12 protein-coding genes are annotated in these 11,822 nt (G+C 72.0%); 11 read left to right on the top strand and 1 reads right to left on the bottom strand.

All coding sequences use genetic code 11. From position 1 onward, the window contains the following. The first annotated feature begins 10 nt into the window (after positions 1-10). The 3 genes from EIL87_RS13850 (at position 11) to EIL87_RS13840 (ending at position 2,161) form a co-directional block, all read left to right on the top strand. Entirely contained in the window at positions 11-304 is a 294-nt protein-coding gene (locus EIL87_RS13850; RefSeq protein ID WP_125090929.1) for a DUF503 domain-containing protein, read from the top strand. Between the two features lie 238 nt (positions 305-542). After that, the gene (gene rbfA, locus EIL87_RS13845; protein WP_125090928.1) at positions 543-1,043 is read left to right on the top strand and encodes a 30S ribosome-binding factor RbfA; all 501 of its coding nucleotides are present in this window, start codon (positions 543-545) and stop codon (positions 1,041-1,043) included. 128 nt (positions 1,044-1,171) lie between these two features. Further along, positions 1,172-2,161, top strand: a complete 990-nt coding sequence (locus EIL87_RS13840; RefSeq protein ID WP_125091119.1) for a DHH family phosphoesterase — start codon at positions 1,172-1,174, stop codon at positions 2,159-2,161. Between the two features lie 8 nt (positions 2,162-2,169). On the opposite strand, the gene EIL87_RS13835 is transcribed toward EIL87_RS13840, so the two are convergent. Beyond that, on the bottom strand, positions 2,170-2,703 hold the full coding sequence (locus EIL87_RS13835) for a CGNR zinc finger domain-containing protein (RefSeq protein WP_125090927.1): 534 nt from the start codon (positions 2,701-2,703) through the stop codon (positions 2,170-2,172). A 66-nt stretch (positions 2,704-2,769) separates the two neighbouring features. On the opposite strand from EIL87_RS13835, the gene EIL87_RS13830 reads away from it, so the two are divergent. The 8 genes from EIL87_RS13830 (at position 2,770) to EIL87_RS13795 (ending at position 11,748) form a co-directional block, all read left to right on the top strand. Continuing rightward, positions 2,770-4,098 (top strand): MATE family efflux transporter, encoded by a 1,329-nt coding sequence (locus EIL87_RS13830; protein WP_125090926.1) that lies wholly within the window; start codon positions 2,770-2,772, stop codon positions 4,096-4,098. 116 nt (positions 4,099-4,214) lie between these two features. After that, the gene (gene truB, locus EIL87_RS13825; protein WP_233576261.1) at positions 4,215-5,051 is read left to right on the top strand and encodes a tRNA pseudouridine(55) synthase TruB; all 837 of its coding nucleotides are present in this window, start codon (positions 4,215-4,217) and stop codon (positions 5,049-5,051) included. 50 nt (positions 5,052-5,101) lie between these two features. Further along, a complete protein-coding gene (locus EIL87_RS13820) occupies positions 5,102-6,088 on the top strand; it encodes a bifunctional riboflavin kinase/FAD synthetase (protein WP_125090924.1) in 987 nt (328 codons plus the stop codon). 122 nt (positions 6,089-6,210) lie between these two features. Continuing rightward, positions 6,211-6,693: a helix-turn-helix domain-containing protein gene (locus tag EIL87_RS13815; protein ID WP_125090923.1), complete on the top strand. Its 483-nt coding sequence runs from the start codon at positions 6,211-6,213 to the stop codon at positions 6,691-6,693. Between the two features lie 132 nt (positions 6,694-6,825). Further along, complete coding sequence (locus tag EIL87_RS13810; RefSeq protein ID WP_125090922.1) at positions 6,826-7,386, top strand: 2'-5' RNA ligase family protein; 561 nt, start codon at positions 6,826-6,828, stop codon at positions 7,384-7,386. 151 nt (positions 7,387-7,537) lie between these two features. Next, a complete protein-coding gene (rpsO, locus tag EIL87_RS13805) occupies positions 7,538-7,807 on the top strand; it encodes a 30S ribosomal protein S15 (RefSeq protein ID WP_125090921.1) in 270 nt (89 codons plus the stop codon). Between the two features lie 259 nt (positions 7,808-8,066). Continuing rightward, positions 8,067-10,310 carry a polyribonucleotide nucleotidyltransferase gene (locus tag EIL87_RS13800; protein ID WP_125090920.1) on the top strand — a complete coding sequence of 748 codons (2,244 nt, stop codon included), beginning with the start codon at positions 8,067-8,069 and terminating at the stop codon, positions 10,308-10,310. 100 nt (positions 10,311-10,410) lie between these two features. Further along, positions 10,411-11,748 carry a M16 family metallopeptidase gene (locus tag EIL87_RS13795; RefSeq protein ID WP_125090918.1) on the top strand — a complete coding sequence of 446 codons (1,338 nt, stop codon included), beginning with the start codon at positions 10,411-10,413 and terminating at the stop codon, positions 11,746-11,748. Positions 11,749-11,822 lie beyond the last annotated feature (74 nt).

The following is an 11,822-nucleotide window of genomic DNA, read 5'->3' as shown; positions in this document are numbered from 1 at the left end:
AGAGTCGCTCATGTACGTCGGAGCGCTCGAGCTGGACGTGCTGCTGGGTGACGTCCACTCGTTGAAGCAGAAGCGCTCGGTCGTTCGGCCGGTCCTGGCCGAACTGCGCCGCCGCTTCGAGGTCGCCGCCTCCGAGGCCGGCGACCAGGACCTCTACCGCCGCGCCCTGCTCGGTGTCGCGGTGGTCTCCGGCGGCGCCTCGCACGTCCGCCACGTGCTGGAAGCGTGCGAGCGCACGGTCGCCGCCCGCCCCGAACTGGACCTGCTCTCCGCCAGGCAGCGGATGCTGGGGCCGGAGGACTGAAGCGTGCACCCGTCATCGTGCGTGGCGGCGCGGCCAGGGACACCTGACCGCCCGCGCCGCGCGCTGCGGGTGCGTGCCGGCGCGGCACCGCGGCCCTCGCCGCGGGAGCCGTCGCCCACCCCGGGTGGTGCGCGCTGCCGGGGTACCAGGAGGGAGTGGCCCTCGCCACTCCGAAGACAACACCCACCCGCCGGATCACCGCGGGTTTCGAAGCTCTCTTGCACGAAGGAGGTGCGTCGTGGCTGATACGGCGCGCGCCCGCAGGTTGGCCAAGCGCATCGCCCAGATCGTCGCGTCCGGGCTGGAGCACGAGGTCAAGGACCCGCGGCTGGCGATGGTGACGATCACCGACGCGCGGGTCACCCCGGACCTGCGCGACGCCACTGTCTACTACACCGTCTTCGGCGACGACGCCGACTACGCCTCGACGGCGGCCGCGCTCAGCAGCGCGACCGGCGTGCTGCGCTCCCGCGTCGGCGACCAGACCGGAGTGCGGTTCACCCCGACGCTGACGTTCGTCGCGGACACCGTGCCCGACCAGGCCCGCCGGATGGAGGAGCTGCTCGCCAAGGCCAAGGAGGCCGACGAGGAGGTCGCCCGGTTGGCCTCCGGCGCGGTGCCGGCCGGTGACGCCGATCCGTACCGCACGGACGCCGAGGATGACGACGAGGGCACCGACGGTGTCGACGACGAGGACGTGACCGATGCCGATCTGCGTCGAGGTTCACAAGGTGGTTGAGCCACGCCGTCGGATCGGGTCCGTTGGTCACCGGTGACCGGAGACGGTCTCCGATGACGTGGAGGTGACGTGTGCGCGGGCAACCCGACACCGCGGGAGCGCAGGACCGCCCTGAGGCGGGCGAGTCCCTGCCGAAGGCAGTCGCGGCTGCTGCGGACGCGCTCGCGGCGGCACCCGACGTGACCCTGCTCGGGCACGTCAACCCCGATGCCGACGCCCTGGGCAGCGCGCTCGCGCTGGGCAGGGCGCTGAAGCAGCGCGGCAGCACCGTCCGGGTCTCGTTCGGGCACCCGGACAAGCCCGCGCACTCGCTGCGCGACCTCGACGTGGACGGGCTCGTCGTGCCCGCCTCGCAGGTGCCGGCCGCGCCGCCGCTGCTGGTGGTCTGCGACTCCGGGAGCCTGGGCCGGCTGGGCCGGCTCGCCGACCGGGTCAAGAAGACCATCGCGGCCGGTGGTGAGGTGGTCGTCCTCGACCACCACGTGGCCAACACCCGCTACGGCACGCTGCACGTCGTGGACGAGTCCGCCGAGGCGACGGCGCTGATCGTGCTGCGGGTGCTCGACGAGCTCGGTGCCGAGCTGGACATGCCGATCGCCCGGTGCTTGTACGCGGGGCTGGTCACCGACACGCGCTCGTTCCGGCACGCCGGTGCCGAGGTGCACCGGGTCGCGGCCCGCTTGCTCGAGGCCGGTGTCGATCCCGAGGCGACGACCAAGACGCTGCTCGACACGCACCCCTTCGGGTTCCTGGGCATGCTCTCCGGCGTGCTCGGCAAGGCCGAGCTGGAGACCTCGGCCGCCCGCGGCATGGGCTTCGTGCACGCGACCGTGCGCAAGGCCGATTCCGACGGGCTGGGCAGCGAGGACGTCGACAGCGTGATCGACGTCCTGCGCACCACGAGCGAGGCCGAGGTCGCCGCGGTGCTCAAGGAGATCGGCACCGACCACTGGTCGGTGTCGCTGCGCGCCGACAGCCGCATCGACGTCAGCCACGTCGCCAACGCCTGCGGAGGCGGCGGCCACCGGCTGGCCTCGGGCTTCACCACCCACGGCCACGAGCAGCAGGTCCTCGCGTCCATCCGCACGGCCCTGGAGGCGGCTCCGCTGCTCAGGTGACCCCGCTGTCAGGCGCGCTTGCGGGCCCGGAAGGCCGCGACGTGGACCCGGTTGGCGCAGCGCGGGGAGCAGAACCGCTTGGCCTGGTTGGTCGAGGTGTCGAGGAAGTAAGCCCCGCACCCCTCGGCCTGGCAACGGCCCCAGCGGTGGGTCCCGTGGTCGACGACGCCCTGCGCCAGACCCCACGCCGCAGCGGCGACGACCTCGTCCACCGCGGGCGCGTCCGGGCCCGCCACGTGCAGGTGCCAGTGGGGGTTCCGGGCGTGGCCGCCGTGGCCGGAGAGCCGCGGGCGCGGCGGGTGGGAGGCGAGCAGCGCGTTGACCTCGTCGCGGACCGCCTCGTCCGCCCCGGGATCGTCGACCATCGCCGCCAGCGCGCGGCGCAGGCCGTCCGCGACCTCGCGCAGCAGCGGCAGGTCGGAGTCCCGGAGGCGGTCGGCCCACCAGGGTTCGTCGTGCAGCGCCGCGCGGACGGAAGCGAGGTCGGCCAGGTCCGCGTTCGCCAGCCGGAGCGCGACCTCGGTGTAATCGGCGCTGTCCACTGCTGCTCCTTACCGCTACCCTGTGTCAGGGGCGAACCCAGCAACCGCAGCTTACAAGGAGATGACGTGTCCGAGGCCGGGGAACGGGTGTCACCGCGCAAGGTGCTTGGGCTCGCGGTCCCCGCGCTGGGCGTGCTCGCGGCGGAGCCGCTGTACGTGCTGGTGGACACCGCCGTGGTGGGCCACCTCGGTGCCGTCCCGCTCGCCGGGCTCGCGCTCGGCGGCACCTTGTTCACGCTGGTCTCCAGCCAGCTGACCTTCCTCACCTACGGCACCACCGCGCGCACGGCGCGGCTGCACGGCGCGGGCCGGCGCACCGACGCCGTCGCCGAAGGCGTGCAGGCCACCTGGCTCGGCGTGGCGGTGGGCGTGGTGCTGTCGCTCGTCGCGCAGCTGGTCGCCACTCCCGTCGCGGAACTGCTCGCCGGCCCCGGGCCGGTCGCCGACGCCGCGAGCACCTGGCTGCGCATCGCCCTGTGCGGCGCGCCGCTGGTGCTCATCACCATGGCGGGCAACGGCTGGATGCGCGGTGTGCAGGACACCATCCGCCCGCTTCGCTACACGCTCATCGGCAACGGCTTCTCCGCCGTGCTGTGCCCGGTCCTGGTCTACCCGGTGGGTTGGGGCCTGGAGGGGTCGGCGATCGCGAACCTGATCGGCCAGTCCATCGCCGCGGCCCTGTTCATCCGCGCGCTGCTGGTCGAGAAGGTCCCGATGCGCCCGAGCTGGCCGACGATGCGGGCTCAGCTCGGCATGGGCCGCGACCTGGTGCTGCGCACCCTGGCCTTCCAGGTCTGCTTCCTGTCGGCGACCTCGGTGGCCGCCCGCACCGGCGCCGAGACCGCCGCCGCGCACCAGGTGGTGTGGCAGCTGTGGATGTTCCAGTCGTTGGTGTTGGACTCGCTGGCGATCGCCGCCCAGTCGCTGGTCGGTGCGGCGCTCGGCAGCGGTTCGGTGCCGCGGGCGAAGGGCGTCGCCAAGCAGGTCACCTGGTACAGCCTGGCCTTCGGCTGCAGCCTCGCGCTGCTGTTCGCCGCGCTGTCCGGGCTCCTGCCGTCGGTGTTCACCACCGACGCGGCGGTGCTCGCCGAGGTGCCGCACGCGTGGTGGTTCTTCGTCGCCCTGCAGCCCGTGGCGGGCGTGGTCTTCGCGCTCGACGGCGTCTTCCTCGGTGCCGGCGACGCCGCCTACCTGCGGACCGCGACCCTCCTCAGCGCCGTCGTCGGCTACCTGCCGCTGATCTGGCTGTCGCTCGCCTTCGGCTGGGGCCTCTCGGGGATCTGGACCGGGTTGAGCCTGTTCATGGTGCTGCGCATGGTCACGCTGCTGCTGCGCGCCCGCTCCGGCGGGTGGGCCGTGACGGGCGCGCCGCGCGAAGCCTCCGCCACGGCTTGACCCTGGGAGCCCGGGTCGCGCGGGGTCGGGGATGATGGGTCGCCGTGTCCGCGCAATCCCGCAAGAAGAGTCCCGCCGTCGACCCCGGCTTGCTGGTCGTCGACAAGCCGGCGGGGATGACCTCGCACGACGTCGTCTCCCGAGTCCGCCGCATCATGGGCACCCGCAAGGTCGGCCACGCCGGAACGCTCGACCCCATGGCCACCGGCGTGCTCGTGCTCGGCCTGGAGCGGGCCACCAAGTTGCTGGGCCACCTCGCCCTGGACACCAAGGCCTACCTCGCCACGATCACGCTCGGCGCCGCGACCAGCACCGACGACGCGGAGGGCGAGGTGATCTCGACCGCCGACGCCTCCGAGGTGGACGAGACCGCGATCCGCGAGGGCGTCGCCGCGCTGACCGGTGAGCTGCAGCAGGTGCCCAGCGCGGTCAGCGCGGTCAAGGTGAACGGCCGCCGCGCCTACGAGATCGCCCGCAGCGGCGAGACCGTGGAGCTCGAAGCCCGGCCGGTCACCGTCTCCCGCTTCGACGTGCTCGCGCTGCGGCGCACCGAGCGGACCAGCGAGCTCGACGTGCTCGTGGAGTGCTCGTCGGGCACCTACGTGCGCGCGTTGGCACGCGACCTCGGGGACGCGCTCGGCGTCGGCGGGCACCTCACCGCCCTGCGGCGCACCCGGGTCGGTCCGTTCGGGCTGGCCACCGCGCGGACGCTGGAGCAGCTGGAGGAGACCCCCGAGCTGTCGATGAACCTCGACCAGGCCGTCGAGACGGCCTTCCCGCGCCGCAACGTCGACGCCGCCACCGCCCGCGCCCTCTCGCACGGGCAGGTCGTCACCGCCGCCGGGGTGGAGGGCACCTACGGCATGTTCGGCCCCGACGGCCGGGCCGTGGCGCTGGTCCGCGACCGGGGCCGCACGGCCAAGGCCGTGCTGGTGATCACTCCGGGCAACTGACGAACCACCGCTGAGCGCCTGATCGTGAAGGGCAAGTAGGCTTCCGGACCGTGCAGCGTTGGCGTGGTTTGGATCAGCTCCCCGGTGGTTGGGGCCGGTGCGTGGTCACCATCGGTGTCTTCGACGGGGTGCACCGCGGTCACCAGAAGCTCATCGCGCACGCGGTGCAGCAGGCCCGGAAGCGTGGTGTCCCCTGCGTGCTGATGACCTTCGACCCGCACCCGGCGGAGGTCGTGCGCCCGGGCAGCCACCCGGCGCAGCTGACCACCCTGCAGCGGCGGGCCGAGCTCGTCGAGCAGCTGGGCGTGGACGTGTTCTGCGTGCTGCCGTTCACCCGCGAGCTCTCCCGGGTGCCCGCCGAGGGCTTCGCGCACGAGATCCTGGTGGAGAAGCTGCACGCGGCCGAGGTCGTGGTGGGCGAGAACTTCACCTTCGGCCACAAGGCCGCGGGCAACATCGAGCTGCTCACCAAGCTCGGCGAGCGCTTCGGCTTCGAGGTCGCCTCCGACGCGCTGGTCTCCGGTCCGGTGGAGCGGTCCGACGAGACCGACGGGACCTCGGTGACCTTCTCCTCGACCTACATCCGCGCCTGCATCGACGCGGGTGACGTGGTCGCGGCCGCCTCCGCGCTGGGCCGCCACCACCGGATCGAAGGCATCGTCGTGCGCGGCGCCGGTCGCGGCGGCAAGGAGCTGGGCTTCCCGACCGCCAACCTGTCCACTCCGGACTACACGGCCATCCCGGCCGACGGTGTCTACGCCGCGTGGTTCACCCACCGCAGGAGGGGCGCCGACCAGCCGGGACCGGCGATGCCGGCCGCGGTGTCGGTGGGCAGCAACCCGACGTTCTCCGGCACCGAGCGCACGGTCGAAGCCTTCGTGCTCGACGTGGACGCCGACTTCTACGGCGAGCACGTCGACCTGGACTTCGTGCAGCGCCTGCGGGCCATGGAGCGCTACGAGTCCGTCGAGGCGCTGGTCGAGCAGATGAACGCCGACGTCGCCGAAACCCGGCGCGTCCTCGGCGTGCACGAGTGAGCTCCGCCGCTGAGATGCAGAGGTTTTCGGATTCTCGACCCCGCCGGGGCGATGAGCTGGCAAGATTCGGTTCCGGATCATCCCGGGCTCGCCGGGGCGGCGGTCACGCAGGGGGAGCGAAGGTGGCGGAGAGCAGCAGCGTCCAGCGGAACCTGGCTCTGCAGCGGCAGTGGTACGGCGAGCCGCTGGGGGACCGGGTGCGCCGACTGGTCGTCGCCTTCCGCATCTCGCAGGCCCAGCTGGCCGACGTGCTCGGCATCAGCGCGCCGATGCTCAGCCAGGTCATGAGCGGTCGCCGCGCCAAGATCGGCAACCCGCAGGTGCTGGCCCGGCTGGTGATGCTGGAGCGCAAGGTGCTCATCCCGGGCGTCGCCGCGGGCGAGTCGGACGCGATCAAGCAAGCGCTGGAGGACGTGCGCCAGTCGCAACCCTCGGTCGGGCGCGACGACCTGCCGGTCAAGCAGGCCACCAACGGCGAGCAGATCGCCTGGCCGGTCCTGCTCGAGGTCGCCAAGCCCACCGAGCTGGAAGCGGCCGCCTCCCTGCTGGAGGGCCGCTACCCGCGCTTGGCGGGCCTGCTGCGCCGGGCCGCCGAGAGCGAGTGAGGCCCGCCCCTCGCAGACGCCCGATTCCGCCGCGGAGTTCCGGTGGCCCCGAGGCCGCGGCGTCCGGGAGGGCGTCCGCCGGGGATCGTGCGCGGATGGACCGCCGCTCTGCTTGGGCGGGATACTCGGGGCATGCGGCTGTTCACCGCGCTGTGGCCGTCCGAGGAGGCGGTGGCGCACCTGGCCGGGACGATCGCGGCGCTGGACCCGGCCCGGGTGACCGAGGCGACGTCGGGTCTGCGCAAGTTCCGCTTCGCCGCCGCCGAGCGCTGGCACCTGACGCTGCGCTTCCACGGCGACGACGCCGACCCGCAGCGCGTCGCCGACCGCCTCGACCGGCGCGCCGCCCGGGTCAGCGGTGACGCGCCGCGGCTGCGGCTGAGCGGTTCCGGGACGTTCCGGGGCGTGCTGTGGGTCGGCGTCGAACCGGCCACCGACGGCGACCGGCGGGCGCTGGGCGGGCTGGTGCGCGCGGCCGACGGAGACCCCGGTGGGTTCCGGGCGCACCTGACCGTCGCCAGGTGGGCGTCGGGCCGGGCCGACCGGCGGTCGGTGGCCGGCCTGCTCACCGGCTACTCAGGCCCGTGGTGGACCGTCGGCGAGATCGCGGTGATGCGCAGTGACCAGGGCGAAGGGGTTCCGGCGTACCGGGCGGTGCACCGGGTGCCGGTGACGCGCGCAGCGCTGGGGTAACCGGGGTGAGGAGCGCTTCCCTGTTATCCTGACCTGTGGACCGGCTGCAGTCCGTGGTGGCCGGAGTCCGAGGTATCCACTCCTCACGGCGGTGGCGCCGCCAGGCAGCTCGCCGCCCACCGACACGGGACATCGTGAGAAGGAGTAGTACGTGGCGCTGTCCACTGCAGAGAAGAAGCAGATCCTCGCCGAGTACGGCGTGAAGGAGGGCGACACCGGTTCGCCCGAGGCCCAGGTGGCCCTGCTGACCAAGCGGATCATCGGCCTGACCGAGCACCTCAAGCAGCACAAGCACGACCACCACTCGCGTCGGGGTCTGCTGCTGATGGTGGGTCGCCGCCGTCGTCTGCTCAACTACCTGACCAAGGTGGACATCGAACGCTACCGTTCGCTGATCCAGCGACTCGGTCTGCGTCGTTGACATGACACCGGGGGGAGTGGCCACGGGCCGCTCCCCCCGGTGCGTAAGTAGAACCAGGCGGTGCCCAGGAGGCACCGTCAGCAACAACACAGAGCGCTCACGGTGGCAAGCACTGGGTGCAGGCGTCCGCCGGTCCTCGGTAGTGGCTGCCGGGCAAGTCGTCACGAGACGGTCCCGGGAGCTTCGATCGATGGCCGGCCTTGTCGGATCACCGATCCGGATGCTCCTGCCGTGGGCGTTGTGACGATAGGGAGTCACCTTGACTGAAGAGATCGAAGAGGGCGTGTACGAGTCGACCGCCGTGCTGGACAACGGCGCGTTCGGCACCCGTACCGTTCGTTTCGAGACCGGCCGGCTCGCGAAGCAGGCCGCCGGGAGCGTCGTCGCGTACCTCGACGACGAAACCATGCTGCTGTCGGCCACCACGGCCTCCAAGCAGCCGAAGGAGCACTTCGACTTCTTCCCGCTGACCGTCGACGTCGAAGAGCGCATGTACGCCGCGGGTCGCATCCCCGGCTCGTTCTTCCGGCGCGAGGGTCGGCCGTCCACGGACGCGATCCTGACCTGCCGCCTGATCGACCGCCCGCTGCGCCCGTCGTTCGTCGACGGGCTGCGCAACGAGGTCCAGGTCGTGGTCACGGTCATGAGCCTGAAGCCGGGCGACCTCTACGACGTGCTGGCGATCAACGCCGCGTCGGCGTCGACCCAGGGTTCCGGCCTGCCGTTCTCCGGCCCCATCGGTGCCACCCGCATGGCGCTGATCGATGGTCAGTGGGTCGCGTTCCCGACCCACGAGCAGCTCGAGCGCGCCGTGTTCGACATGGTCGTCGCGGGCCGCGTCGTCGGTGACGACGTCGCGATCATGATGGTCGAGGCCGAGGCCACCGACAACACCGTCGAGCTCGTCAACGGCGGTGCCCAGGCGCCGACCGAGGAGGTCGTCGCCCAGGGCCTCGAGGCCGCCAAGCCGTTCATCCGCACCCTGTGCGTGGCCCAGCAGCAGCTGGCCCAGGCGGTCGGCAAGGCCACCGAGGAGTTCCCGGTGTTCCCGGCCTACCAGGACGACGCGTACACCGCCGTCGAGCAGGCCGCGTCCTCCGAGCTGGCAGAGGCGCTGAAGATCGCCGGCAAGCAGGAGCGCGAGGACCGCCTCGACGAGATCAAGGCGTCGGTCCTGGAGAAGGTCGGCACCGGCGAGGGCGAGGCCTTCGAGGGCCGCGAGAAGGAGATCGGCGCGGCGTTCCGCTCGCTGACCAAGAAGCTGGTCCGCCAGCGCATCATCCGCGACCAGGTCCGCATCGACGGCCGCAACCTGACCGACATCCGCAGCCTGTCCGCCGAGGTCGGCGTGATCCCGCGGACCCACGGTTCGGCGTTGTTCGAGCGCGGCGAGACCCAGATCTTGGGTGTCACCACGCTGAACATGCTGCGGCTGGAGCAGACCATCGACTCGCTCTCCCCGGAGACGACGAAGCGGTACATGCACCACTACAACTTCCCGCCGTACTCGACCGGTGAGACCGGCCGGGTGGGCAGCCCGAAGCGGCGCGAGATCGGCCACGGCGCGTTGGCCGAGCGCGCGCTGGTGCCGGTGCTGCCCTCGCGCGAGGAGTTCCCGTACGCCATCCGGCAGGTCTCCGAGGCCCTGGGTTCCAACGGTTCGACCTCGATGGGCTCGGTCTGCGCCTCGACGCTGTCCCTGCTCAACTCGGGTGTGCCGCTGAAGGCCCCGGTCGCGGGCATCGCGATGGGCCTGGTCTCCGACGAGGTCGACGGCAAGACCCACTACGTGGCGCTGACCGACATCCTCGGTGCCGAGGACGCCTTCGGTGACATGGACTTCAAGGTCGCGGGCACGAAGGACTTCGTGACCGCCCTGCAGCTGGACACCAAGCTGGACGGCATCCCGTCCGAGGTGCTGGGCCAGGCGCTGGGCCAGGCGCGCGACGCCCGGTTCACCATCCTGGAGGTCATGGCCGAGGCGATCGGCAAGCCCGACGAGATGAGCCCGCACGCGCCGCGCGTGACCTCGGTCTCGGTCCCGGTGGACAAGATCGGTGAGGTCATCGGCCCGAAGGGCAAGATGATCAACTCGATCACCGAGGAGACCGGCGCCGAGATCAGCATCGAGGACGACGGCACCATCTACGTCGGTGCGGCCGACGGCCCGTCCGCGGAGGCGGCGATCGACAAGATCAACGCCATCGCGAACCCGCAGCTGCCGAAGGTCGGCGAGCGCTTCCTGGGCACCGTGGTCAAGACCGCGGCCTTCGGCGCGTTCGTCTCGCTGCTGCCGGGCAAGGACGGCCTGGTGCACATCTCCAAGCTGGGCAACGGCAAGCGCATCGGCAAGGTCGAGGACGTCGTGAACGTCGGCGACAAGCTGCGCGTGGAGATCGCGGACATCGACAACCGCGGCAAGATCAGCCTCGTGCTGGTCAACGAGGAGGAGGAGAAGTCGGGCGAGGGCGACGCCGCTCCGGCCGACGCCTCCGCCGAGTGATCCTCTGATCGCGAACGCCATGCGGCCCGTCCCGGCGATGCCGGGGCGGGCCGTATTGTCGTGAGTGCGCGGGCAGCGCAGAGGCGACGAGAACGGGCACATGAAGCACAAGCAGACAGCCGGACACCTGCAGCGGCCCGGGACCACCCAGGTCCTCGGGCACAACGGTGCCTCCGAAGTGCGGCGAACGGTCCTGCCGGGCGGGTTGCGGGTCGTCACCGAGCCGGTGCCGGGAGTCCGATCCGCGTCGGTGGGCATCTGGGTGGGCGTCGGGTCGCGCGACGAGACCAGGGCGCAGGCGGGTGCGGCGCACTACCTGGAACACCTGCTGTTCAAGGGCACCGCGAAGCGGACCGCGGTGGACATCGCGCAGGAGATCGACGCGGTCGGCGGCGAGCTCAACGCCTTCACCGCCAAGGAGCACACCTGCTACTACGCGCACGTCCTCGACGAGGACCTGCCGCTGGCCGTCGACATGCTCTGCGACGTGGTCTTCGACGCGGTCAACCACACCGCCGACGTCGACGTCGAGCGCAGCGTGGTGCTCGAGGAGATCGCGATGCGCGACGACGACCCCGAGGACCTGCTGCACGAGCTGTTCTCCACCGCCGTGCTCGGTGACAGCCCGCTGGGCCGCTCGGTGCTGGGCACCGAGGAGTCGATCAGCGCGATGACCCGCACCCGGGTGCACGGCTTCTACCGGCGCCGCTACCGGATGCCGAAGATGGTCGTGTCCGTGGCGGGCAACGTCGAGCACGCGAAGGTCGTGCGGCTGGTGCGCAAGGCGCTCGGCGACCGGCTGGCCGGCGACGAGCGCCCGGAGGCGCCGCGCGGTGGCCGGACCCGGCTGCCCAAGCAGGCGCCGCTGGTGCTGCACCCGGACGACACCGAGCAGACGCACCTGCTGGTGGGCTGCCGGGCCCTGGACCGCTACGACGAGCGCCGGTTCGCGCTCGGGGTGCTGAACGCGGCGCTCGGCGGCGGGATGAGTTCGCGGCTGTTCCAGGAGATCCGGGAGAACCGGGGGCTGGCGTACTCGGTGTACTCGTCGAGCACGGCCTTCTCGGACGCGGGCACCTTCTCGGTGTACGCCGGCTGCACGCCGGAGCGCCTGGGCGAGGTCGCCTCGGTGATCCGCGCGGTCCTCGCCGACGTCGCGGAACACGGACTCTCGCCCGACGAGGTCGCGCGCGGCCGTGGTCAGCTGCGCGGCGGTCTGGTGCTGGGCCTGGAGGACAGCGCGGCCCGGATGAGCCGCATCGGCAAGACCGAGCTCAACTACGGACGCCACTACGCGGTCGAGGAGACCCTCGCCAAGATCGAGGCGGTCACCCCCGACGACGTCGCGGAGCTCGCGGAGGAGCTGCTCAACCGCCCGTTCACCACCGCGGTCGTCGGCCCCTACAAGACCCCGGAAGACCTCCCGGACGGCGTGTAGCGGGTGGTGCCCCGGGTGCCGGGAATGGTGCGGGTCACCAGGTGGGGTGGGTCGTCCTGTGCTCGTGGGCGCGG

The organism is Saccharopolyspora rhizosphaerae, assembly GCF_003931915.1.
GTDB classification, from domain to species: Bacteria; Actinomycetota; Actinomycetes; order Mycobacteriales; family Pseudonocardiaceae; genus Saccharopolyspora; species Saccharopolyspora rhizosphaerae.
Note: the sequence above shows the minus strand (reverse complement) of the source record. Positions and strands in the feature narration are given on the sequence as shown.

Excerpts from the sequence above, each read along its gene's own strand:
- EIL87_RS13795 (WP_125090918.1), top strand. The coding sequence starts at position 10,411 with ATGAAGCACAAGCAGACAGCCGGACACCTGCAGCGGCCCGGGACCACC.
- truB (WP_233576261.1), top strand. The coding sequence starts at position 4,215 with ATGACCTCGCACGACGTCGTCTCCCGAGTCCGCCGCATCATGGGCACC.
- EIL87_RS13850 (WP_125090929.1), top strand. The coding sequence starts at position 11 with ATGTACGTCGGAGCGCTCGAGCTGGACGTGCTGCTGGGTGACGTCCAC.
- EIL87_RS13810 (WP_125090922.1), top strand. The coding sequence starts at position 6,826 with ATGCGGCTGTTCACCGCGCTGTGGCCGTCCGAGGAGGCGGTGGCGCAC.